20 protein-coding genes are annotated in these 22616 nt (G+C 69.4%); 7 read left to right on the forward strand and 13 right to left on the reverse strand.

Features of this window, described 5'->3' with window-relative positions; translation table 11 throughout:
• Positions 1–120: 120 nt before the first annotated feature.
• The 5 genes from C3B61_RS02670 to C3B61_RS02690 all read right to left on the reverse strand — a co-directional run bounded on the left by C3B61_RS02670 (position 121) and on the right by C3B61_RS02690 (position 4283).
• A complete protein-coding gene (locus C3B61_RS02670) occupies positions 121–798 on the reverse strand; it encodes a maleylpyruvate isomerase N-terminal domain-containing protein (RefSeq protein ID WP_103459452.1) in 678 nt (225 codons plus the stop codon).
• A gap of 47 nt (positions 799–845) precedes the next feature.
• Positions 846–1841: a dihydroxyacetone kinase subunit DhaK gene (gene dhaK / locus C3B61_RS02675; RefSeq protein ID WP_088455688.1), complete on the reverse strand. Its 996-nt coding sequence runs from the start codon at positions 1839–1841 to the stop codon at positions 846–848.
• 93 nt (positions 1842–1934) lie between these two features.
• Positions 1935–2624 carry a dihydroxyacetone kinase subunit DhaL gene (gene dhaL / locus C3B61_RS02680; protein WP_103459453.1) on the reverse strand — a complete coding sequence of 230 codons (690 nt, stop codon included), beginning with the start codon at positions 2622–2624 and terminating at the stop codon, positions 1935–1937.
• The gene (locus C3B61_RS02685; protein WP_103459454.1) at positions 2621–3424 is read right to left on the reverse strand and encodes an HAD-IA family hydrolase; all 804 of its coding nucleotides are present in this window, start codon (positions 3422–3424) and stop codon (positions 2621–2623) included. The genes dhaL and C3B61_RS02685 overlap by 4 nt, the downstream gene beginning before the upstream one ends.
• 1 nt (position 3425) lies before the next feature.
• Positions 3426–4283, reverse strand: a complete 858-nt coding sequence (locus C3B61_RS02690) for a class II fructose-bisphosphate aldolase (protein ID WP_088455685.1) — start codon at positions 4281–4283, stop codon at positions 3426–3428.
• A 144-nt stretch (positions 4284–4427) separates the two neighbouring features.
• Here C3B61_RS02690 and C3B61_RS02695 point away from each other — a divergent pair, with 144 nt between their 5' ends.
• The gene (locus C3B61_RS02695) at positions 4428–6005 is read left to right on the forward strand and encodes a Na+/H+ antiporter (RefSeq protein WP_244285812.1); all 1578 of its coding nucleotides are present in this window, start codon (positions 4428–4430) and stop codon (positions 6003–6005) included.
• 55 nt (positions 6006–6060) lie between these two features.
• Here C3B61_RS02695 and C3B61_RS02700 read toward each other — a convergent pair whose 3' ends face one another.
• On the reverse strand, positions 6061–7185 hold the full coding sequence (locus tag C3B61_RS02700) for an AI-2E family transporter (protein WP_088455684.1): 1125 nt from the start codon (positions 7183–7185) through the stop codon (positions 6061–6063).
• Positions 7186–7463: 278 nt separating this feature from the next.
• On the opposite strand from C3B61_RS02700, the gene fdhA reads away from it, so the two are divergent.
• The 6 genes from fdhA (at position 7464) to C3B61_RS02725 (ending at position 12005) form a co-directional block, all read left to right on the forward strand.
• Entirely contained in the window at positions 7464–8681 is a 1218-nt protein-coding gene (fdhA, locus tag C3B61_RS02705) for a formaldehyde dehydrogenase, glutathione-independent (RefSeq protein ID WP_088455683.1), read from the forward strand.
• Positions 8682–8818: 137 nt separating this feature from the next.
• A complete protein-coding gene (mobA, locus tag C3B61_RS02710) occupies positions 8819–9535 on the forward strand; it encodes a molybdenum cofactor guanylyltransferase (protein WP_103459455.1) in 717 nt (238 codons plus the stop codon).
• 2 nt (positions 9536–9537) lie between these two features.
• Positions 9538–9663 (forward strand): hypothetical protein, encoded by a 126-nt coding sequence (locus tag C3B61_RS20160; RefSeq protein WP_279628271.1) that lies wholly within the window; start codon positions 9538–9540, stop codon positions 9661–9663.
• Positions 9663–10856 carry a molybdopterin molybdotransferase MoeA gene (locus C3B61_RS02715; RefSeq protein ID WP_103459456.1) on the forward strand — a complete coding sequence of 398 codons (1194 nt, stop codon included), beginning with the start codon at positions 9663–9665 and terminating at the stop codon, positions 10854–10856. Before C3B61_RS20160 ends, C3B61_RS02715 begins: the two co-directional genes overlap by 1 nt.
• A 129-nt stretch (positions 10857–10985) precedes the next feature.
• Entirely contained in the window at positions 10986–11588 is a 603-nt protein-coding gene (locus tag C3B61_RS02720; RefSeq protein ID WP_088455680.1) for an NADPH-dependent FMN reductase, read from the forward strand.
• A gap of 102 nt (positions 11589–11690) precedes the next feature.
• Positions 11691–12005: a DUF6457 domain-containing protein gene (locus C3B61_RS02725; protein WP_088455679.1), complete on the forward strand. Its 315-nt coding sequence runs from the start codon at positions 11691–11693 to the stop codon at positions 12003–12005.
• A gap of 36 nt (positions 12006–12041) precedes the next feature.
• On the opposite strand, the gene C3B61_RS02730 is transcribed toward C3B61_RS02725, so the two are convergent.
• The 7 genes from C3B61_RS02730 to nirD all read right to left on the reverse strand — a co-directional run bounded on the left by C3B61_RS02730 (position 12042) and on the right by nirD (position 22569).
• On the reverse strand, positions 12042–14420 hold the full coding sequence (locus C3B61_RS02730) for an FdhF/YdeP family oxidoreductase (RefSeq protein WP_103459457.1): 2379 nt from the start codon (positions 14418–14420) through the stop codon (positions 12042–12044).
• 248 nt (positions 14421–14668) lie between these two features.
• Complete coding sequence (locus C3B61_RS02735) at positions 14669–16444, reverse strand: FAD-dependent oxidoreductase (protein WP_103459458.1); 1776 nt, start codon at positions 16442–16444, stop codon at positions 14669–14671.
• The gene (locus C3B61_RS02740; protein ID WP_103459459.1) at positions 16437–18593 is read right to left on the reverse strand and encodes a molybdopterin oxidoreductase family protein; all 2157 of its coding nucleotides are present in this window, start codon (positions 18591–18593) and stop codon (positions 16437–16439) included. Before C3B61_RS02740 ends, C3B61_RS02735 begins: the two co-directional genes overlap by 8 nt.
• A 102-nt stretch (positions 18594–18695) precedes the next feature.
• Complete coding sequence (locus tag C3B61_RS02745) at positions 18696–20114, reverse strand: MFS transporter (protein WP_103459460.1); 1419 nt, start codon at positions 20112–20114, stop codon at positions 18696–18698.
• Positions 20115–20343: 229 nt separating this feature from the next.
• Complete coding sequence (locus tag C3B61_RS02750) at positions 20344–21225, reverse strand: hypothetical protein (protein WP_103459461.1); 882 nt, start codon at positions 21223–21225, stop codon at positions 20344–20346.
• A 70-nt stretch (positions 21226–21295) separates the two neighbouring features.
• Positions 21296–22105, reverse strand: coding sequence for a sirohydrochlorin chelatase (locus C3B61_RS02755; protein WP_103459462.1), 810 nt, complete (start codon positions 22103–22105; stop codon positions 21296–21298).
• A complete protein-coding gene (nirD, locus tag C3B61_RS02760; protein WP_103459463.1) occupies positions 22102–22569 on the reverse strand; it encodes a nitrite reductase small subunit NirD in 468 nt (155 codons plus the stop codon). Before nirD ends, C3B61_RS02755 begins: the two co-directional genes overlap by 4 nt.
• Between the last annotated feature and the right edge of the window lie 47 nt (positions 22570–22616).

Consider the following 22616-nt stretch of genomic DNA (forward strand, 5'->3'; position numbering starts at 1 on the left):
CCCCCGCGGCACGTCTAAGCTCTCGCGGCACGTCTTTGTGCCGCCGGCACCCGTTCTAACGCGGGCCGCCGAGCACAACACGGGCCGCGGGGAGCAACACGGGTCGCGACAATAGTGCGCTCAGAGCACGGAGAACCCGGCGGGCAGCGGGGCACGGCCGGTGGCGGCGCGCAACAGGGGTGCGGACAGGCCCTTGTGGGCGGCCAGGTCGGCGAGCACGTGCAGGGTCGCGGCGGCGGCGGGCTCGGGCACGGTCTGGTCGGCGGCGGGTACTCCCTGGCTCTGCAGCAGGTCGCTCGTGTGCACGGTGAGTTCCAGGGTGCGCGACGGCAGGTACTCGGCGATGCGGATGCGCCCAGCCGGCGTATCCGCCGGCTCGGAGCCGTCAAGGGTGGCCACCCGGGCCAGCACCCTGGCGGCGAGCTCCGCGACCGCGACCGCGGGCTGGGCGCCGAGGGTGGCGGCGGTCTCCCGACCGCGTTGCGCGATCAGCTCGGGTGTTCCCGCGGCGAGCGCGCGCTCGAAGTAGGCCGCCGGCGTTGTCACCTCGATCGGGGCGGCGACGCCGACGGCATCCTTCTCTGCCGCGAGGTCGAGGTAGGCCTCAATGGTGGACAGGGCCCGGCTGGTGTGCCCGACGAGGTCGCGCACACTCCACTCGCCCAGGCCCAACTGCCCCCAGACCTCGTCATCCCCGGCGGCGCGCTCGGCGATGCCTGCGGTGACCGCCACGAACCACCTCGCGGCCGAATCGAAAGCGAAAACCGTGTCTGACCAGTCCCTGGGAGTCTCACTCATGCCCACAGAGTAGCCGCACCGTGCCCGCTCGTGCAGAACGCGCCGGGCTAGAACACTCGCGCCGCGATCTCGGCCGGCGCCGCCAGCAGCGCCTCGATCTCGTCGTCGAGCCGCACCAGGGTCAGTGACGCCCCAGCCATGTCGAGGGAGGTGCAGTATTCACCCACGTAGCTGCGTCCCACCGTGATGCCCAGTTCGGTGAGCCGCTCGTGCGCCCGCCCGAACAGGATGTAGAGCTCGCTGATCGGGGTTCCACCGAGCCCGTTGATCATCAGGGCCACCCTGTCGCCGGCCACATAGGGCAGGTCCTTCACGACGGCATCCAGCATCTCGTCGGTCATCTCGTTGGCCGTGGTGAGCTTGGCCCGCCGCCGGCCGGGTTCACCGTGGATGCCCACACCCACCTCGATCTCATCGTCGCCGAGCTCGAACAGCGGTGATCCCTTCGCCGGCGGGGTGCAGGAGGTGAGGGCGATCCCCATGGTGCGGGTGACGCTGTCGACCTTCTCCCCGATCCGGACCAGCTCGTCCAGGTCCGCGCCCTGCTCGGCGGCGGCGCCGACGGCTTTCATCACGAAGAAGTTGCCCGCCACCCCGCGCCGGCCCACGGTGTAGGTGGAGTCCTGCACGGCGACGTCATCGTCGATGAACAGGGTCTTCACGTTGACACCGTCGGCGGCGCTGAGCTCCTGCGCCATTTCGAAGGCCATCCGGTCGCCCGTGTAGTTGTTCACCAGCAACAGCACACCCTTGGGCGAGGCCAGCAGCTTGGTGGTCTCGTACACGTAGTCCATCGGCGGTGCAGAGAACACGTCGCCGGGGCAGGCCGCGTCGAGCATGCCCTTGCCGACCGTCATCACGTGCGCCGGTTCGTGCCCGGAGCCCGAGCCCTGGATGATCGACACCCTGTCGGGGTTCGGGCTGTCGGCTCGCATGATCAGGTTGTACGCGGGCACATACTTCAGTGTGTCGGGGTTGGCCAGCGCGATGCCCTTGAGCATCTCCGGAACGTACTGCTTCGGATCATTGACGAATTTCTTCATGGCTCCCTCTCTGGGCGGTGCTCGGTCGGTCGTTTGCTCGGTCGGTGCGTGTGCCTTGCGGATACGGGTGCGTGTGCGTGTGCGGTGCGACGCTCAGTCGGTGTGACTGGATGGCAGTTCCGCGTCGTTCGGGGTGCCGGCGGATGAACCCACCCGGGCATCCCACTCGGCGCTCAGCCGCTCGAGGATCACGGCCACCGCCACCGCGCCGGGGTCCGGCGAGCCGATGCTCCGCTCCCCCGTGTAGCTGGCCCGGCCCCGACGGGCCTGCATCATGGCGGTCTGGTCGGAGGCTTGCCGGGCGACCGCGGCCATGCGGTGCAGGGTGGCGGGCGCGTCGGTGCCGGCCGTGACCTCCTCCTCGAGGGCATCCGTCATCGGCACGAGAGCGTCGAGCAGGGTCTTGTCGCCCACGTCGGAATTGCCGCGCGACTTGATGCCGGCGATTGCGCTGCGCAGCATCGCGACGGCGTCGCCGCCGCGCACCTCGTCCCTGCCCTTGACAGCGAGGGACGCCCGCAGGAACGCGGTGCCCCAGAGCGGCCCGGAGGTCCCGCCGATCCGCCCGGAGATGACCATGCCCACCTTCTGCAGGAACGCGCTCGGGCTGCTGCGGTCGTACTCGTCCCAGTCGGCGAGGACGATTTCGAAGCCCCTGGCGAGCGAATAGCCGAAGTCACCGTCGCCGACGATGGCGTCGAGGTCGCCGAACTCCTTCTCGTTGTCGACCGCCGTCTGGGCGATGCTGTGCACGACGAATTCGGTGTCGGCCAGGCTGGTCATGGGGTCTCGCTTCCTGTTCTTGAGGTGCCGGGCAGGGTGAGGATCGTGACGAGGTCCGCCAGCCGCAGATACGGGCCGGGGTGGATGCCGGCCGGGTCGGCCAGGATCTCGGCGGCGGGCCCGGCGGGGTCACCGAGGGACGAGACCACGAGGGCGGCGCCGTCGAAGTCCTCGTCGGCCGTGTAGCTGCTCACGGTCACAACGGTCGCAAGCCCGGCGGCGAGCGCGGCCCGCAGCCCGTTCTCGCTGTCCTCGATCACCAGCGTTTCGCTCGGGTCGACGCCCAGCGCACGCAGGGCATACAGGTAGATGTCGGGCGCGGGCTTTTTTGCCGGAACGATGTCACCCGCGAAGACGTGGAACCCCGCAGCGAGGTCGGGCCCCACCGCGTGGGTGAGCACCGCCCGCACCGACGCCTCGGCCGAGGTCGAGGCCACGGCGAGGGTCCAGCCCGCCGCGGCGGCTTCCTCGGTGAGGCGACGGATGCCGGGGCGGGCCGGCAGCACCCCCGCGGCCACGCGTTCGGTGTAGATCGCGGTCTTGCGATGGTGCCAGGCCAGGATGGTCTCGTCCCAGGCCGCCGGGTCCTCTGGCAGACCCAGCTGCCGGGCGACGTCCGGGGTGAGGATGCTCCGCATCCGTTCCTTTCCCCCGCCGATCCTCACCTTCTCGGCGTAGTCGGCGTCACTCCAGTGCACGGGCACCCCGAACTCGTCGAAGGTCTGGTTGAACGCCGGCAGGTGGCCGTCCCGTTCGGTGTCGGCGAGCACCCCGTCGCAGTCGAAGATCAGTGCCGGCATCTCAGGCCTTCCCCGCGCTGCCGAACTGTTCGGCCAGTCCCCTGGTGAGGTTGACGATGTCGGTGCGCACCTTCGCGAACAGCGACGGTGGGTCCCACTTGTCGCGCGCCTGGGCATCCGTGAGGAAGGAGAGGTTGGATTTCATGTAGGTGATCTTCAGTGCCGTGGAGATATTCACCTTGGCGCAGCCCCGAGCGATGAGGTCGGTGAATTGGGCGTCGGTCATGCCGCTGCCGCCGTGCAGGGCGATCGGGATCGGGTGGGCGGCGACGAGGTCGCTCACCCGCTGGAAGTCGAGCACCGGTTCCCGCTTGTACACCCCGTGCGCGTTGCCGATCGCCGGCGCGAACACGTCCACGCCGGTGGCCTCGAGGAACCTGAGGGACACCGCGAGGCTCTGCCTGGCCGCCTCGGTGTCACTGCCCACACCGTCTTCGACGCCCGTGATGGACTCGATCTCGCCCTCCACGTGAGCGCCGAACGTGCGGGCCTGCCGCACCACCTCGATGGTCTGGCGCTGGTTCTCCTCCACCGGCAGGGTGGAGGCGTCGAACAACACCGAGTTCCAGCCGCGTTCGAGGCACTCGGTGATCACATCCCGGTCCGGGCAGTGGTCCAGGTGCAGCGCGACGGGCACGTCGATGCCGGCGGTCATCGCCGACCACATGGCGAAGAGCACGTCGGATCCGATGGACTTGACGGTCTTCACCGAGGTTTGCACGATCACCGGCGAGCGGGCTTCGACGGCCCCGGCCAGCACCGCCTCCATCGTGAGGTCGTTCACCACGTTGATCGCGGGAACGCCGTATTTCTCGGCGAACGCACGATCGACGATCTCCTTGAGAGTGCTCACGGCCATGTGCGCCTCGCTTCCTCGCGTGTTTGCTGGGGATCGTAGGCGTCAACACACCAACGGGCAATGGCGGACGTGACTGGATGCTGCAGCACCCCCTCGCCGCACAGCCCTCCCGCGGCGGCGCGGCGCTCGCGCATAATTGTCGCTATGGACCCCGTCAGCACTATTGTCTGGATCGTCGTGTTCGTCCTGGTCACCGTCACGGTGACCGGCTTCTCCCGGCGGATCGGCTGGTCGGCGCCGTTCGTCCTGGTGGTCGTCGGCGCGGCCGCGTCGTTCCTGCCGTCGGTGCCACGCATCGAGCTCGAGCCTGAGTTGGTGCTCTACGGGCTGCTGCCCCCGCTGCTGTTCGCGGCGGCCATCCGCACGTCGATCGTGGACGTGCGGGCCCGGCGGGACGGCATCCTGCTGCTGTCGGTGGGCCTGGTGGCCTTCACCGTCGTGACGGTGGGGTTGACCGCGTGGCTGGTGGTGCCGGCGATTTCGCTCGCTGCCGCGTTCGCGTTCGGCGCTGTCGTGGCACCGACGGATGCCGTGGCGATCACGGCCATCGCCGGGCGGCTGGGCCTGCCGCGGCGGGTGGTCACGGTGCTCGAGGGTGAGAGCCTGCTCAACGACGCGACCGCGCTGGTGGCCCTCAACGCGGCGATCGCGGCCATCCTGAGCACGGTGAGCCCGCTCTCGGTGACCGGCGACTTCGTCGTCGCTGTCGTCGGCGGTGTGGGCGTCGGGCTCGCCGTCGGGTACGTGCTGGCCGTGATCCGTCGGCAGTTGCACGCGCCGGTGCTGGACACCAGCCTGTCGCTGGTGACGCCGTACCTGGCGTTCATCCTCGGCGAGCTGGTGCACGGTTCTGGGGTACTGGCGGTGGTGATCGCAGGCCTGTTCCTGGGCTACCGCGCGCCGGTGATCCAGTCGGCGGAGGCCCGCATCGCCGAGTCGATCAACTGGCGCACCATCCAGTTCCTGCTGGAGAACGCCGTGTTCCTGTTCATCGGCCTCAACCTGGCGTCGATTCTTGAGGGGGTGCGGCTCACCGGCACGGGGTTCTGGACCATGGTGTGGATCGCTCTGGTGATCCTCGCCGCCTTGCTCGTGTCGCGTTTCGTGTGGATGGCCATCACCACGTCGATCTATCGGTACGGACCGCGGCGGTTGCGGGAGCGCGGCTGGAGCTGGCGCACCGGGGTGGCCGTGTCGTTCGCGGGGATGCGCGGGGTGGTCACTCTCGCGGCGGTCTTCCTACTCCCCCCGGAGACACCCCAGCGCGAACTTCTGCAGCTGCTGGCCTTCGTGGTGGTGGTCGGCACCCTCCTGCAGGGGCTGGCGCTGCCGTGGATCATCCGCCGGTTGCGCCTGCCGCCGCCGGACCGGACCCAGGAGCGGATCGAGGCGCAGATGCTCCTGGCCGAGGCGCAGACCGCCGGGCTGGCCCGGCTCGACACCGAGGTGACCGACGCCGACGAGGACCGGGTGATCGGCCGGTTGCGCACCAACGCCGTGTTCCTCGCGGATGCGCTCGACAACCCGGCTCCGGATGAGGCGGAGCCGCTGCCGGCCGCGTACAACCGGCTGCGGCGGGCCATGATCGAGGCCGAGCGGGAGGCCGTGCTGGCCGCCCGGGCGGACGGCCGCTACCAGGAGCCGGCCATCCGCTCTGCGTTGGCCTTCATCGATGTGGAGGAGTCAGCGCTCAAAGCCGGGTCGCCCAAGCACCAGGAATGAGGTGGCGGCGCGCGGAGCACCATCGTGCTCGCGGCCAAACGGCCCGGGCGAGCGGCTAGGCCAGCTTGGCCTGCCCGGTGAGCGCCGGCGGCTCGTTCCAGGTCTTGACGATGGCCCAGCCGACGGCGGCGATGGGCACGGCGAGGACGGCACCGATGATGCCGGCCACGATGGTGCCGGCGGTCAGGGCGACGAGGATCACCAGCGGGTGCAGCTTGAGGGACTGTGCCATCACCACGGGCTGCAGGAAGTTGCCCTCGAGCTGGTTGACGACGATCACGATGCCCACCACGATCAACGCGATGACCCAGTCGGTGGCAACGAGCGCCACGAGAGCGGCCAGGATACCGGCCACTGTCGCACCGATCAGCGGGATGAAGGCCGTGAGGAACACGATGACCGCCAGCGGCAGTGCCAACGGCACCCCGAGCACGGCGAGGCCGATGCCGATTGCGGCGGCATCGACGAAGGCGATGATCGCCGTGCCGCGCACGTACCCGCCGAGCACCCGCACCGAGGTGGTGCCGATGCGGCGACCGCGCTGCAGGCGCTCGCCGCGGAACGGGCGCAGGAAGAACTTCCAGATGACGTCGCCGTCCTTGAGGAAGAAGAACAGGATCACGACGACGAGCACGGCGCCGGTGATGATCTCGGTCGCCACAGACACCCCGGCGAGGGCCCCGGAGCCGAACTGGCTGCTGGTGAGGAAGTCGATGCCCTGGTCGCGGAAGTCCTCGAGCTGGGCGGAGTCGAGGGCCAACGGCCCCTCGGTGAGGTAGGTGAACAGCTGGTCGATGCCGTCAGAGGCGCTCGTCACCAGCTCGCTCCACTGGTTCTCGACGGCGACGACGATCAGGGTCACGATTCCGCCGAACACGACGATGGCGGTCAGCAGGGTGACCCAGGTGGCCAGGATCGGCGACAACCCCCGGCGGCGCAGCCATCCGATGACCGGGCTCAGAGCGGATGCCAGGATGATCGCGATAAGCAGCGGGATCACCACGAGCTTCACCTGCACGAGGATGAAGATCACCACGGCGACGAGCGCCAGAGCGAGCAGGATCTGCCCGCTGCGGAGGCCCAGCCAGCCCAGCTTGTCGGTCAGCAAGGTGCGCAACGTCGTCGGACCGTCGGTTCGGGGCTCGGCCCTGCGGGCGCCGGTGTTGTCGGGAATTCGCATGTGACCACCCTAAACAAGGTTCCCCGACATAGCCCGGTAAAACGCGCGAGTTTGTGCACAGCCTCAGGCGGATTTTGGGATTCGACACCCACACGATACACACGTTTTGCTCCACCGACACCCTTGAAATTCCCAGTGTGGTGGAGTGCCATGGAGGGTGTTCCGGCGCCCTGTGTTGCTGAGAGCGAACCACCGAGGAACACCACTGAGGATGCCGCGCCACAAGCGCGAACCGACCGGTTCAGGTGTCACGACAGGTATCAAGGAGGATACAAATAATGGCAGGAAACAGAGCAGTTGCTTACGAAGGTCCGGGCAAGGTCGACGTTATCGACATCGACTACCCCACCTTCGAGCTGAAGGACGGACCCGGCGTCAACCCGGCGAACATCGGCCGCCAGGTTCAGCACGGTGTCATCCTGAGAACCATCACCACCAACATCTGTGGCTCCGACCAGCACATGGTGCGCGGACGCACCACGGCTCCGATGGGTCTGGTCCTCGGCCACGAGATCACGGGCGAGGTAGTCGAAGTCGGCCGGGACGTCGAGTTCATCAAGGTCGGCGACATCGTGTCGGTCCCGTTCAATATCTCCTGCGGTCGCTGTCGCAACTGCAAGGAACGCAAGACCGGTGTCTGCCTGAACGTGAACCCGGACCGTCCGGGTAGTGCGTACGGGTATGTCGACATGGGTGGCTGGGTCGGCGGGCAGTCGCAGTACGTGCTGGTCCCGTACGCGGACTGGAACCTGTTGAAGTTCCCCGACCGGGAGCAGGCGCTGGAGAAGATCCTCGACCTCACCATGCTGTCGGACATCTTCCCGACCGGGTTCCACGGTGCCTTCACCGCCGGCATCGGCGTGGGCTCAACGGCCTACATCGCCGGCGCTGGACCGGTAGGACTCGCCGCGGCAGTCTCGGCGCAGCTGCTGGGTGCCGCCGTGGTGATCGTGGGTGACCTCAACCCCGAGCGCCTCGCACAGGCCCGCAGCTTCGGCTGTGAGACCGTTGACCTCACCAAGGGTGAGCCGCAGGATCAGATCGAACAGATCCTGGGGGTGCCGGAGGTGGATGCGGCAGTCGACGCCGTCGGATTCGAAGCACACGGACACGGCAAGGATGCCGGAACTGAGAAGCCGGCAACCGTGCTGAACTCGCTGATGAGCATCACTGCGGCCGGCGGTGCGCTCGGTATTCCGGGGCTTTACGTCACGGGCGACCCGGGAGCTGCGACGGAAGCAGCCAAGGTGGGTTCGTTGTCGCTGAGCCTGGGTACCGGCTGGGCCAAGTCGCTGTCGTTCACCACCGGGCAGTGCCCGGTGATGAAGTACAACCGGCAGCTGATGATGGCGATCCTGCACGACCGCGTTCAGATCGCCAAGGCCGTGCACGCACAGCCGATCAGCCTCGAGGATGCCCCGCGCGGGTATGCCGAGTTCGATGCGGGTGCGGCGACGAAGTACGTGCTCAACCCGAACGGCTATCTCAAGGACTGAGATCTCAGACCTGACTGGCCTGTAGGCAGCATCCGGGATCGGGCCGCAGCACGCGACCCGGTCCCGGTGTGTTGAGCCAAGCGCGGGTAGCCTGATCGGGTCGCGTACCTGCGGCTCCGAGCGCAAGGACCGCCCCGATGCCCCGCCATGACACCCCCACCACGCCCTCCGAGGCTGAGCGGACGGACGGCTCCGGCCTGGGTTGGGACGCGATCATCGTCGCCGGCGGCAGGGCCAGGCGGCTGGGCGGCATCGACAAGACCGCCCTGGTCTGGCGAGGCCGCAGCCTGCTCGACGGAGTGTTGGCCGCGACCACCGGCTGTCGGCGCACCTGCGTGGTCGGATCAGACGCTGACCTCCCCGCCGATGTGCTGCGCGCCGTCGAGCAGCCGCGCTGGGGCGGTCCGGCCGCCGCGATGGTGGCAGGCCTCGAGGCGCTGGCCCGCGACTCCGGCGGCGCCTCCGCGGGCACCGGTTTTGCGGAGTGGATTGTGGTGCTCGCCGGCGACCTCGTGCACGCTGACGACGCCGTGCCGTACCTGCTGGCCGAACTCGACAGGCTCTTGACCGCCCCGCCGGCCCACGCCGCGCAGACCGACGCCGTGGCGCACCGATCCATCGACGGCCTGATCAGCGTCGATGTCGGCGGCCGGCGCCAACCGCTGCTCGCCGTCTACCGGCGTGCGGCCCTGGCCTCCTCCGCGCTGCTGCGTCCGGCCGACAACCTCTCGGTGATGGGCCTGATCGGCCCACTCAACCTGGTGGAACTGCGCCTTCCCGACGCCCTGTCCGACGACGTCGACACCCCGGCCGACGCAGCCAGGCTCGGCATCGTCCTTCCTGATACTGGCTAGCCTTGACTCAGGCGACACTGTCGTCGACCATCCTCGAGGAGCCCGTCATGCCCATGATCAACACCGGCCGATCGGTCCGACTCGGTTCACGCGACACCGAAAACCTGGCCCGCGGCGTGGTCCTCTGATGGAGTGGCTGGAGGCTAGGGCCGCCGTGCACAGGGCCGGCGCGGAGATGCCCCGCGCCACCGAGATGGTGGCGCTCCCGGACGCCGTCGGGCGCACCCTTGCCGGCGCGGTGCACTCGCTGACCGCCCTGCCGAGCTTCGCGTCCTCGGCCATGGACGGCTGGGCCGTCAGCGGCGACGAACCGTGGATTCTGGGCGAACCGATCCTGGCGGGTGACCCTCCGCCGACGACGGTCCTCGCGGCCGGGACCGCGCGGCCCATCGCCACCGGCGCCTGCGTGCCCGCCGGCACCCACGGCATCCTGCGCACGGAAAACGGTGAGCTGGTGCCGGGGTCTGCGGCCGGCACCGTGCCCACGCTCATCCGCTCGGCGCACACCGGTGCACACGAGCCGGCACGGGGCGAGCATGTGCGCGCCCGCGGCGAGGAATGCGGACTCGACGAACGGATGCTCGAGCCCGGCTGCCTGCTCACGGTTCCCAGGGTCGCTCTCGCTGCGGTGACGGGCCACGACACCCTCACCGTGACCACAGAGCCGACCGTGGAGCTGCTGCTGCTCGGCACCGAGGTGATCGAGTCCGGCATCCCCGGTCCCGGGCAGGTGCGAGACGCGTACTCCCCGGAGTTTCCGGCCCTGCTCAGCGGACTGGGTGTGCGGCTGAGTGCACTGCGGCGGCTGCCCGACGACCTCGACCTGACCATCGACGCCATCCGGTCGAGCACCGCGGCACTGGTGATCAGCACCGGAGGCAGCGCCCGCGGCCCGGCCGACCACCTGCGCGCGGCACTCAGCGCACTCGGGGCCACAGTGCTCATCGACGGCGTGCGGATGCGCCCCGGCCACCCCGTGATGCTCGCCCGCCTCGCCGACGGCCGCCTGATGCTCTGCCTGCCCGGCAATCCGCTGGCCGCGATGCTCGTGCTGGCCAGCCTGGGCGTACCGCTGATCGACGGGATGCTCGGCCGCCCGCTGGTGCCGCTGGGCCGAGTGACCCTCGCGCACGACATCGCCAACCTCAGCGGGTCGACCCGGCTGGTGGCGTACCGGCTCACGGACGACGGCGCGGTGCCGACGGCGCGTCAGGGTTCCGGCATGTTGCGCGGACTCGCTGAGGCCGACGGTGTGGCCGTGGTGCCGGCCGGCGGTGCGTGCTCCCCCGAGCCCGTCGCCACGATTCCGCTGCCCTGGTAGCCGGAGTGCTGACCCTGTCGGTGACCGGGTCGGAGTGCTAAACCGGAAGGGATCGACAGATATGGAGGCCGTGGGTCCGCTGCGTGAACTTCGGATGCCCTGTCGACAGATTCGGGAGAGAAGTCAGACATGGCGACCTACACAATCGGCTACTTCGTTGGCAGCCTGAGCAGCACGTCCATCAACCGCACCCTGTCCACGGCGCTGATCGCTCTCGCCCCTGAGGAGCTTGAATTCACCGAGATCACGATCGGGAACCTGCCCCTGTACAACCCGGACTTCGACGCGGACTTCCCGCCGGCCGGCCGGACCCTCAAGGCGGCCATCGACTCGTCGGACGGGATCCTCTTCGTCTCCCCGGAATACAATCGCTCGATCCCCGGCGCTCTGAAGAACGCGATCGACTGGGGGTCCAGGCCGTGGGGCACCAATTCCTTCGCACGCAAGCCCACCGGCATCATCGGCGCGTCCCCTGGCGGCATCGGAACCGCGGTCATGCAGTCGTCGATGCGGAGCGTCTTGAGCTTCCTCGATGCGCCTCAGCTGAATTCGCCCGAGGCTTACATCAGCTTCGACGCTGCCGTCTATGGTCCCAACGGCGAGGTCACCGACGAGTCCACCCGGTCATTCCTTCGGCACTATATGGAGGAGTATTCGGCTTTTGTGCAACGGGTGCTCACCGCGAACGCGCCTGGACACATCGGTGACGAGGACCCGAACTCCAGAAAATGACGCAGACGGTCCCGGGGGCAGCCCGATCGATTGCCGCGCCGCCGCTGAGGTGCTATTCCTGAAGCGCACGTTCCGTGCCGTACCCGGCCAGAAGGAGACCACATGAATGCCCCCGAAAACGACACCGGCCGGCTGGACGACCTGAGTCAGCGGCTGACCCAGGCACTGCAGATTCTGGACCTGAAAGTCGACTACCCGCTGCTACTCGACCTGGCCGCCGAGACCACCCGCGCCGTAGGCCCTGCCGGCGGACCGATCAGCACCTTCCTGGTGGGATACGCGGCCGGCATGACGAGCACCTCGAGCAAACAGGCCACCACCGACGCCGTCGAGCGCGCCGTTGGAGTAGCCAGGCAGGCCACCCGGAAGAGCGGTGACGGCGGCATCGACGACGGGTGGGCGAACACCGCCCAGTAGCCGTCAGTCCAGAGCCGTCACCACAGGCGTCCGCCCCTACGTGGTCGGCACCGCCTCAACGGTGCGCGCCGGCTCCACCCGCACGATCACCGCCTTCGACACCGGCGTATTGCTGCCCTCCGCCACATGGTCGAGAGGCACGAGCACGTTCGCCTCCGGGTAGTACGCCGCCGCGCAGCCCCGTGCGGTGGGGTATGACACGGCCCGGAACCCACGCAGCACCCTCTCGACGCCGTCGTCGTACACGCCATGGACATCCACCATCTGCTCATCGTCGAGGCCGAGTTCGACAAGGTCGTTGGGGTTGATGAACACCACGTGACGGCCCTTCTTGATGCCGCGATACCTGTCGTCGTGCCCGTAGATGGTGGTGTTGAACTGGTCATGCGATCGCAGGCTCTGCAGGATCAGGGTGCCGACGGGCCGGTCCAGGTACTCGAGGTCGTTGACGGTGAGCATGGCCTTGCCGGTGGGGGTGGGGAAGGTGCGGGAATCGCGTGGCCCGTTCGGCAGCAGGAAGCCGCCGTCCTGCCGGATCTTGGCGTTGTAGTCGTCGCAGCCGGCGACGACGTGGGAGATGTGCTCCCGGATGAGGTCGTAGTCACGCTCGAATCCCACCCAGTCCACGCCCACCTTGGTGCCCAGCACCGCCCGGGCCAGGCGGCTCACGATGGCGACCTCCGACAGCAGGTTCGGTGCGACCGGGCGCACCTTGCCCCAGGACGGATGCACGGCGCAGACGGTGTCCTCCACCGACACGAACTGCTCCCCCGTGGCCTGCCGGTCGATCTCGGTGCGCCCCTTGGTCGGCAGGATCAGCGCCTCGTCGCCGACCACGGCATGCGACCGGTTCAGTTTGGTGGAGACCTGCACCGTCATCTCGGCACCGCGCATCGCGGCCTCGGCGGCCCCGGTATCGCTGATCGCGCCGACCAGGTTGCCGCCGAGAGCCATGAAGACCTTGACCCGGCCGTCCCGCAGTCCCCTGATGGTCTCGACCGAGTCCATCCCGTGCTCCCGGGGCGGATCGAAGCCGAACTCCCGTTCGATGGCGTCGAGGAACGCCGGCGGCATCTGCTCCCAGATGCCCATGGTGCGGTCGCCCTGCACATTGCTGTGCCCGCGGATCGGCGATGCACCCGCGCCGGGCTTGCCGATGTTGCCGCGCAGCAACAGCAGGTTGATGATCTCCTTGATCGTGGCGACGCCCTTTTTGTGCTGGGTGAGCCCCATCGCCCAGGTGATGATCACCTTTTCGGCCCGAAGGTACCGGGCGGCGAGCTCGTCGATGTCGGCGGTTTGCAGGCCGGTGGCGGCCAGCACGGCCTTCTCGTCGACCTGGGCGAGGTGCGCGGTGAGTTCTTCAAGCCCCTGGCAGTGCTCGCGCAGGAACTCGTGGTCGAGCACGGTGCCCGGTTTCGCGGCCTCCGCGGCGAGCACCCGCTTGGACACCGCCTGTAACAGGGCCATGTCGCCGCCGAGCCGCACCTGCACAAATTGGTCGGCCATTTCGGTGCCGTGCCCGATGATACCCTTCACCTTCTGCGGGTTCTTGTACCGTCTGAGCCCGGCCTCCGGCATCGGATTGACCGCGACGATCTCGGCGCCGTTCTCCTTCGCCTCCTCCAGGGCGGTCAGCATCCGGGGATGGTTGGTGCCCGGATTCTGGCCCATCACGATGATCAGGTCGGCCTTGCCGAAGTCGTCATAGGTGATGGTTGCCTTGCCGATGCCGATGGTTTGCCCCATCGCCCAGCCGGACGACTCGTGGCACATGTTGGAGCAGTCGGGCAGGTTGTTGGTGCCGAAGGCGCGCACAAAGAGTTGGTAGGCAAACGCTGCCTCGTTCGAAGTGCGGCCGCTGGTGTAGAAGGCGGCCTGATCCGGCGAGTCCAGCCCGCTGAGCTTCTCGGCGAGCAGCCTGAACGCCTCCGCCCAGCTCAGCGGCCGGTAGTGGTCGTCGCCGGCGGCCTTGTAGACCGGTTCGGTCAGCCGCCCCTGCATGCCCAGCCAGTATTCCGAGCGGTCACGCAGGTCGCTGACCGGATGCTCGGCCCAGAATTCGCTCCCGATGGTGACGGGAGTCGCCTCCCAGGTGACGGCCTTGGCGCCGTTCTCGCAGAACTCGAAGGTCTTGCGGTGGGTGGGGTCAGGCCAGGCGCAGCTCATGCAGTCGAAGCCGTCCTTTTGGTTCATCGCCAGCAGGGTCTTGCGGCTGCGGCTGACTCCCATGCCCTCCAGCGCCGGGATGGTGGAGTGCAGCGCTCCGGGCACGCCCGCCGCCCAGGACTTGGGCGAACCGACCTCGAGGGTGGACTCCCCCGCCTCGTCGGCGTCGTCGAGGTGGACCGGGCTCTTCTCGCGCGCCTGGTTGGCCCCAACCGGTGGGTTCGTGGTCACTTTTTTGGGCGTCATCCTGGGCATCCCTTTCGCCGGCCGGGATCAGCCGGCACTGTCGCGCCGGAGCCCGGAAAACACTGGACTTACCCCCTCAGGGCTATCAGCATCCGGCGCTCACGGCAAGGACCCGGCAACGTTCAGGGCACACTCTGGGCGGCGAAGCGCTCGAGCCCGCAACGCCGAGTTCCGCCAAAACACTCCTTCGGGCGCATGGGGCACCCAGCCCACCCGAGTTGCCTTTCCGGCACGTCGGCGCTGCGGGCTCAGCCGACGGCCTGCGCCGCGAAGCGCTCGAGCACCTCGCCGATGCGGCCCTTGCAGCCTCCGCAGCCGGTCCCCGCGCGGGTGGCCGTGCCGATGCAGGCCACGGTGGTGTTGCCGGCCTGCGCCGAGGTGGAGATCGCCTCCACCGTGACACCGTTGCACCAACAGACCGTGGACTCCGGCGCGAAGGCGTCGCCCGCGGTGGCGGGGTCGTAGTCGGGACCGTCGAACCGCAGCAGCACCGACCGATCGGCGGGCAGCTCACTGCCGCGCTCGAACAACAGGGTGAGCTCGGCACCGGTACGGGGCATGCCCACACAGACGAAGCCGGTGAGGATGCCGCCGCGAGTGACCATTTTCACGTAGCGGCCGTGCTCGGGGTCGGCCCACTGCGCGACGGCCAGGGGTGCCGGATCGGACGAGCAGCCGTGCGTGTGCGCGGTGTCGCTGTATCCGGCGTCGTTGTACCTGGCATCGACGTCGAACGGGTCGGCCGCGGTATCACCGGCGGCGACCACGTCGATGCCCTCGGCCTTGAGCATCACGACGGATGCGCCCGGTCCGGCCCCAAGCGCCGGTGCCGGTTCAGCGGTCACGGCGGCAGCTAGCACGGCCGGCCGGCCCGCTGCGACACCCGCCCTGATCTCGGCGCTGAACCGGGCCGCGAGGCTGTCGGCCTGCCGCCAGCCCGGCCCGATCAGACCGGACGGCCCACCGGCCGGTGCCATCCTGGCGCCGTTCCACGCTGCACCGGAGTCGGCATCGGCCGGACGGCCAGCCACATGAGCGCAGTCCCCGATGGCGTGGATCGCCGCGTCCGCCCAGCTTCGCAGCGACTCGTCGACCAGGATGCCGGTGGATACGGGCAGCCCGGCCAGGTGGGCGAGTTCGGTGCGGGCACCCACCCCGCAGGAAAGCAGCAGCAGGTCGCCGCTGATCTGCTTGCCGTCGGCGCAGATGAGGGCTTCGAAGCGTTCCACGCCGTCGTCGTCGTGGTGAAACAACACGCTCTCGGCGCGGGCGTGGTTGACCATGGTGACGCCCGCCCGCCGGGCGCTCCGGGTGAGCACCGAGCCGCCGCCGCGGTCGAGGTTGGGGTTCATCGGAATCTCGCCGTGAAAGACCACGCAAACCTCGGCGCCGGCGGCCGCGGCGGCGAGCGCGATCTCCATGCCGAGCACTCCGGCACCGAGCACCACGATGCGCTGACCGGCCTGCACGGCGGCCAGCACGGTGGCGGCGTCGGCGAGGTCGCGGAGCGCGCTGACACCGCGGGGCAGCGGCGCGCCGGCCCAATCCAATGCAGTGGCGCCGAGGCCGCCGGCATCCGCACCGGGCTTTATCAGGCCGCGCCGCACCCGCTTGACGCCGTCCAGGGTGGGCACATTCGCGCGCGCCCCGGTGGCCAGCACCAGCCTGTCGTACGGCACTGAGCTGCCGTCGCCGAGCGTGACCGTGCGGATGGTGCGCTTCACTTCGGTCACCGTGGTGCCGGTGAGGATGCGCGCGCCGGCAGCCAGGGCCCGGCTGCCGTCGGTGAGGTCGAGGGTGTCCCGGTCGGTGCGACCCACGGCGTAATCGGCCAGGAGCACCCGGTTGTAGGCGTGCACCTCTTCGGCTCCGACGACGGTGAGCTCGGCCAGACCGGCCTCGACCAGCGGCAGGAGCTCGTCGACGAACCGGGCGCCGACCGGGCCGTAGCCCACGACGACGATGCGTTCGGGGGCGGCCGGGCCGGGGGAACCGGGCAGCTCGGCAGAAGTGTGGTCAGGCATCCGCCATCACCCTCTCATGGTCGGGAGCCGACAGGCCGGGCGCATCGATTGCCCGCACCCGCACGGCGGTGCGTTTGAACTCGGGCATGCCGGAGACCGGGTCGGTGGCGCCGGCGGTGAGCAGGTTGGCGCGCTGGTCGGCGGGAAAGTGGAAGGGCAGGAACACAGTGTCAGGCCGGATGTCGGCACTCAGCTGCGCGCGGCACCGCACGATGCCACGCTCGTTGGCCAGCTCGACCCAACCGCCGTCGATCAGACCCAGGCTCGCGGCGGTGGCCGGGTGCACCTGCATCCGGGCCTCGGGCTGGGCCTCCGACAGCTCGGCCACCCGCCGGGTCTGCGCACCGGATTGGTAGTGCTCGAGCAGCCGGCCGGTGATGAGGGTGAGCGCGCCCCGCGTCTGGGCCGGTGCCGCCACGGCGCGCGGGGTCACGGCGACGATGCGCGCGCGGCCGTCGTCGTGAACGAACCGCTCGAGGAAGAGCCGCGGGGTACCGCCGGAGCCGGCCGGGTAGGGCCAGTACGCGGGCTCCCCCATGTCGAGCAGGGCGTAGCCGAGGCCTGAGTAGTCGGCGATGCCGCCCTCGGTGGCCCGGCAGAGTTCGTCGAAGACCTCGCCGGGTTCGGCGCTGTACACGCCGGGGGCGTCCAGGCGCCGGGCGAGCTCCTGGAAGATCCACAGTTCGCTGCGCACCCCGGCCGGCGGGTCGATCGCACGTTGGCGGCGGAGAACCCGGCCCTCGAGCGAGGTCATGGTGCCCTCCTCCTCGGCCCACTGGGTGACCGGCAGCACCACGTCGGCCAGGGCGGCGGTCTCGGAGAAGAAGAAGTCGCTGACCACCAGGAAGTCGAGATCCGCCAGGCCCTGGCGCACCCTGTCGGCGTCGGGCGCGGAGACCACGACGTTGGCACCGTGCACGAGCAGGGTACGGATGCCGCCTGGTTGGCCGAGCGCGTTCAACAGTTCGACGGCGGGGATGCCCGCACCCGGGATCTGCTCGGGCGTCACACCCCAGACCTCGGCGACGTGGGCGCGGGCGGCGGGGTCGGTGATCTTGCGATAGCCGGGCAGCTGGTCGCACTTCTGGCCGTGCTCCCGGCCGCCCTGCCCGTTGCCCTGGCCGGTGAGGGTTCCGTAGCCGGAGTGCGTCGTGCCGACGAGGCCGAGCACCAGCGCGAGGTTGATCGCGGCGGTGGCGGTGTCGGTACCGTCGACGTGCTGCTCGACGCCCCGGCCGGTGAGGATGTAGGTGCCCTCACCGGCGGCGAGCCGACGGGCGAGGCCCTGCAGCTGCCAGACCGGAACACCGGTGTGTTCCTGCACCCGCTGCGGGTACCAGCCGGCGACGCTGAAGCGCAACTGGTCGAGGCCGGTGGTTCGCCGGGCGAGGTAGTCGGTGTCGGCGAGACGTTCGGCGAGGACCAGGTGGGTGAGCCCGAGCAGCAGCACCAGGTCGGTGCCGGGGGCCGGCTGCACGTGCATGCCGGCGCCGTCGTCGGTGAGCCGGGCTGTGGCGGTGCGGCGCGGGTCCACGACGATGAGACCGCCGGCCTGCCGGGCACCGTCGAGGTGGCCGATGAACGGCGGCATGGTCTGCGCCACATTGGAGCCGAGCATCAGGATGGTGTCGGCCGCGTCGAGGTCCTCCACCCGGAACGGCAGGCCCCGGTCGAGGCCGAAGGCGCGGTTGCCGGCCGCCGCGGCGCTGGACATGCAGAACCGGCCGTTGTAATCGATTCGGGAGGAACCGAGCGCCAGCCGGGTGAACTTGCCCAGCTGGTAGGCCTTCTCGTTGGTCAGGCCCCCGCCGCCGAAGACGCCCACGGAGTCGGCGCCGTGCTCGGCCCGGCTCGTGCGGAGCTTCTCGGCGACAAGGTCGAGCGCCTCGGTCCAGGAGACCGGGGCGAAGCTGCCGTCGGACGCACGGAGCAAGGGCTGCCGGATGCGGTCGGCCGAGCCGAGCAGTTCGGCCGCGGTCCAGCCCTTTTTGCACAGACCGCCGCGGTTGGTGGGGAAGGCCCGGCCGGCGATGGTGACCGGCAGTCCGATCGCATCCGCGGGCCGGGCGGGGGTGCTGGCGGGCGAGGGTGTGAGCGTCATCGCGCACTGCAGTGCGCAGTACGGGCAGTGCGTGTCGACGGGGGTCACGGAGGTGCCTTTCGTGTTGGTACGGGTTCGCGAGAGCGGCCGTTCGGTTGCTTCGGCCGTGCTGAAACAACCGAACGACCGCTTTCGCGGATGCTGCGGGAGCTAGATGCGGTGTCCGGCCACGGAGGAGTTGCGGCGGAGGTAGACGAACGCGGTGACGGCCATCATCACCAGATAGGCGCCGGCGAAGGCGTAGATCGCGCTGGAGTAGTCACCCGTGGAGGTCTTCGAGAAGCCGAGCACCTGCGGGATGACGAACCCGCCGTAGGCCCCGATCGCGGAGATCAGGCCGAGCGCGGCCGCGGTCTTCCGCTGCGTGCCGACATCGCCGGAGTCCTTGTGCGCATCCGCGACCCCGCTCCTGGCGGCGAAGACGCTGGGGATCATGCGGTAGGTGGAGCCGTTGCCGACCCCGGTGGCCACGAAGATCAGCAGGAAGGTGACCAGGAAGAGCCAGAAGTTACCGAGTGGCAGTACCAGGTTCACCAGCACCGCCCCGGCGGCCATCACGCCGAAGGCGAAGACGGTGACCAGGGCGCCGCCGAACCGGTCCGCGAGGCGGCCGCCGAACGGTCGGGCCAGGGAGCCGGTGAGCGCGCCGAGAAAGGCGAGCGAGAGTGACGCAGAGACGACCTGGAAGGAGGAGTAGTCGGGGAACTGGTCGGCGATCAGCTTGGGGAAGACGCTCGCGAAGCCGATGAACGAGCCGAAAGTGCCGATGTAGAGGAACGCCATGATCCACAGGTGCGGTTCCTTCACCGCGGCGATCGAGCCGGCGAAGTCGGCCTTGGCGTTGGAGAGGTTGTCCATGTACTTCCAGGCGCCGAACATGGCGAGCAGGATGAACGGCACCCAGAAGAACCCCGCCAGCGGCAGGTTGAGCGTGCCGAGGGCGCCGAGGGTGATCACGATCGGAACGATCAACTGAGCCACAGCGGCACCGAGGTTGCCGCCGGCGGCGTTGAGGCCGAGTGCGTAACCCTTCTGGCTCTGCGGGTAGAAGTAGGTGATGTTCGACATCGAGCTGGCGAAGTTGCCGCCGCCGAGCCCGGCGAGCGCTGCGATGAGAAGCATGACCGGGAACGGGGTGTCCGGGTTGCCCACAGCGAAGCCCAGGGCGATCGACGGGATGAGGAGCAGGCCCGCGGAGATGATGGTCCAGTTGCGGCCGCCGAACTTGGGCACCAGGAAGGTGTACGGAAACCGCATGGTGGCCCCCACGAGCGTGGGGATGGAGATGAGCCAGAAGATCTGGCCGGTGTCGAAGGTGAAGCCCGCGTTCGGCAGCTGCACCACCACGATGCTCCAGAGCTGCCAGATGACGAAGCCGAGGAATTCGGCGAAGATCGACCACTTGAGGTTGCGGGAGGCGATGGCCTTGCCCCCATTGGCCCACTGCTGGGGGTTCTCGGCGTTCCAGTTGTCGATCCACCGGCCCGGGCGGTGCACCAGTTCGGCGGATGCGGCGGGGGCGGTGAACGTGGCGGGCGGGGCTGTCGCGGTGCCGGTCGTCGGGGTCATCAGGTTCTCCTCGCGAGAAATGGTGCACTGTGAGTACGTGTCGCCGACGTTACGCAGGCCGTGTTTCCGGCAGCGGATGCCGCAGTTACCGTTCGATCACCGTGTACTCACACCCGCAACGGGCCGCTGATAGGCCTCCGTCACATGACCGACACAAAGCCAGGCGGGACCGCGTATCCCGGTCGGTCCCGGCCTCACATCCTCCTCCGGCGCTCGCCGGAACGCGGGCCTACTCGGAGCCGTCCGCGGCGCGGAGGGCCTGCACTCGGTGCAGCATCTGGCGCATCTCGTTGCTGGGCTGTGACGTGGCCCGATCGGCCTCCGGGAACAAGACCTGAATGTCGGGTCCCACCTCGGTTTGCACCGCAGCGGCAAGGTCGTGCCCGTCGATCAGGTAACCCAGAGTCGGCTCCGTCACCGCGATCCAGCGTTCGTTCCAGTCGGCCAGTCGGCCGACGAGCGGCCCGGACAGGCCCAGCACCGCAGGTTCAAGCCTGTCGTCGACCAGGTCGAGGAGAGGCGACCGGTTCCGCAGCGGGAGGCCGCCGTCCCGCGGCTCGAGGAGAATCCGCGTCGGTGTACGGCCGGGCGTCCACACCCACGCCGCAACATCGACGGTGCGGGTCATAGCTCTGAACTCGGCGTCGGGCATCGCCCACATCTGCTCCACGATTGACGATCGCGGGGGCGCCGGGCTGAACGTCTGACCGTCCCCGCCGACGGCGTGCCAGGCCGCGGCAGGCGGGGTGGCGGTCTGGGAAGCACGGGAGGCCTCGGGAGCACGGGAGCGCTCCGCATCCGCGTCCAGGTAGAGAACGACGACGGCTGATCCGAACTCTTGTTGGAGCTCCGCGGCAAGGAGGTGTCCGTCGACGACAAAAGCGAGGTGCTCGGCCGGCGACGGCCACTCCTGGTGGTTCTGCCCCATCAGCAGCTCGTATCGCGAGTTCCAGCCGACCAGACGGTTCTCCAGGTCGTCGGACAGGCCGAGGACGCCGCGAGGCAATGGACCGCCCCACGCGTCGGGCGACGGGGAGCGGTCCCACAACGGGAGCCCGGCGCAGTACTCGGCCATCAGAATCACTCTGGTCGGATAGGCATCGAGGTTCATGCCTCGACCCTACTGACAGAGGCGTACTGACACCGGCGTACCGACACCGGCCTACCGGTACCGGCTCGCGTCAGTCGGTGCGGCCGCGGCTGAACGACCAGGGCAGACCGGCCAGGGCCAGCTCGAGTCGAGCGCTGGAGGAGTAGAGGTCGATGACCACGTCCACCAGCTCGCGCGGCGGTGCCTCGCCGTCCACCAGCAGCGGGCGGCTCACCACATCCGCGCCGCACCGTTCGGCCAGGCCGGCGAAGTAGCCGGGGGCCAGCAGGTAGGTGGCCACCACGACCCGCACCGGTGCTGCGGCGCGGGCGGCGAGCACGGCTGCGGCGAGGCGGGGCTGGGCGGCAGAGATGAACCCGACGGTCACCGGGCGGCCGAGCACGGCGGCGAGGCGGTCGCCCATGGCGTGGCAGTCGGCGACCGCGTCGGCATCGGTGGATCCGGCCGCGGCCAGCACCACGGTGTCGTCGGGCCTGAGGCCGACCTCGTGCAAGCGGTCGGCCAGGATGCGGGCCAGCCGCCAGTCGGGGCCGAGTGCCCCGGTGACCCGGACAGGTTGCCCGGCGTCGTCGGCGGCCTCGGCCAGGTCGACGCGCACGTGGTAGCCGGCCGAGAGTAGCAGGGGAACGATCACGACGGGGCGGTCGGCTCCATCGGCGGGGCCTGAGTCGGTAGGGCCGGTGTCGCTGGGGCGGGACTCGGCGGCGATGGCGCGGAGGCAGCTGGGCACATCCGGGCTCTGGACATCGACGTAACCGCCCCGCACGGTGAGGTGCGGCGCCGCGGCGGCCACGGCGTCGACCAGGGCCAGGACGGCCCGCTGACCGGCCGGGTCGCTGGTGCCGTGCGAGGTAGCGAGCAACACCGGGGCGGTCGTCATGCTGCGGCGAATTCCACGGTCTCGGACTGCTCGGTCTCGGCCCGCTCGCCGGCCCGGTCGTGCGCGCTGCCCGGCACCTGGATCTGCACGGTGCCGTGATCGACGCGCACCGGGAAGGTGGGCAGGGCGTAGTCGGCAGAGGTGAAGCACTCCCCGGTTTCGAGGTCATAAACCTGCTTGTGCAGTGGGGAGGCCAGGGTGGGCCGGTCCCCGCGCGACCCGACGATGCCGCGGCTCATCACGCAGGAGCCCGTGGCGGGGTCCTGGTTGGATACCGCGAACAGGTGGCCGTCGGGCAGCAGCACCAGGGCCACCTGCACGCCGTCGATCAGCGCTGCCTCGGCCCACAGCGGTTCGAGTCGGTCGAGGTCGCACACGCTGGTCCAGTCCGCGGAGCTTTCGAGGTGGTGGCCAGCAGAGTCGTGGCCAGCAGAGTCGTGCGGGTGGGTGGGCGTTGTGTGCACGGGGTCCTCCAGTGGTTCTGCGGGCGAATGACACGGTCTGAGTCACG

It is taken from the genome of Cryobacterium zongtaii (assembly GCF_002909375.1).
Classification (GTDB): Bacteria; Actinomycetota; Actinomycetes; order Actinomycetales; family Microbacteriaceae; genus Cryobacterium; species Cryobacterium zongtaii.

What these genes read in the sequence shown, in the direction of transcription:
- C3B61_RS02670 (WP_103459452.1), bottom strand. Translation starts at nt 798, where the DNA reads ATGAGTGAGACTCCCAGGGACTGGTCAGACACGGTTTTCGCTTTCGAT.
- dhaK (WP_088455688.1), bottom strand. Translation starts at nt 1,841, where the DNA reads ATGAAGAAATTCGTCAATGATCCGAAGCAGTACGTTCCGGAGATGCTC.
- dhaL (WP_103459453.1), bottom strand. Translation starts at nt 2,624, where the DNA reads ATGACCAGCCTGGCCGACACCGAATTCGTCGTGCACAGCATCGCCCAG.
- C3B61_RS02685 (WP_103459454.1), bottom strand. Translation starts at nt 3,424, where the DNA reads ATGCCGGCACTGATCTTCGACTGCGACGGGGTGCTCGCCGACACCGAA.
- C3B61_RS02690 (WP_088455685.1), bottom strand. Translation starts at nt 4,283, where the DNA reads ATGGCCGTGAGCACTCTCAAGGAGATCGTCGATCGTGCGTTCGCCGAG.
- C3B61_RS02695 (WP_244285812.1), top strand. Translation starts at nt 4,428, where the DNA reads ATGGACCCCGTCAGCACTATTGTCTGGATCGTCGTGTTCGTCCTGGTC.
- C3B61_RS02700 (WP_088455684.1), bottom strand. Translation starts at nt 7,185, where the DNA reads ATGCGAATTCCCGACAACACCGGCGCCCGCAGGGCCGAGCCCCGAACC.
- fdhA (WP_088455683.1), top strand. Translation starts at nt 7,464, where the DNA reads ATGGCAGGAAACAGAGCAGTTGCTTACGAAGGTCCGGGCAAGGTCGAC.
- mobA (WP_103459455.1), top strand. Translation starts at nt 8,819, where the DNA reads ATGCCCCGCCATGACACCCCCACCACGCCCTCCGAGGCTGAGCGGACG.
- C3B61_RS02715 (WP_103459456.1), top strand. Translation starts at nt 9,663, where the DNA reads ATGGAGTGGCTGGAGGCTAGGGCCGCCGTGCACAGGGCCGGCGCGGAG.
- C3B61_RS02720 (WP_088455680.1), top strand. Translation starts at nt 10,986, where the DNA reads ATGGCGACCTACACAATCGGCTACTTCGTTGGCAGCCTGAGCAGCACG.
- C3B61_RS02725 (WP_088455679.1), top strand. Translation starts at nt 11,691, where the DNA reads ATGAATGCCCCCGAAAACGACACCGGCCGGCTGGACGACCTGAGTCAG.
- C3B61_RS02730 (WP_103459457.1), bottom strand. Translation starts at nt 14,420, where the DNA reads ATGACGCCCAAAAAAGTGACCACGAACCCACCGGTTGGGGCCAACCAG.
- C3B61_RS02735 (WP_103459458.1), bottom strand. Translation starts at nt 16,444, where the DNA reads ATGCCTGACCACACTTCTGCCGAGCTGCCCGGTTCCCCCGGCCCGGCC.
- C3B61_RS02745 (WP_103459460.1), bottom strand. Translation starts at nt 20,114, where the DNA reads ATGACCCCGACGACCGGCACCGCGACAGCCCCGCCCGCCACGTTCACC.
- C3B61_RS02750 (WP_103459461.1), bottom strand. Translation starts at nt 21,225, where the DNA reads ATGAACCTCGATGCCTATCCGACCAGAGTGATTCTGATGGCCGAGTAC.
- C3B61_RS02755 (WP_103459462.1), bottom strand. Translation starts at nt 22,105, where the DNA reads ATGACGACCGCCCCGGTGTTGCTCGCTACCTCGCACGGCACCAGCGAC.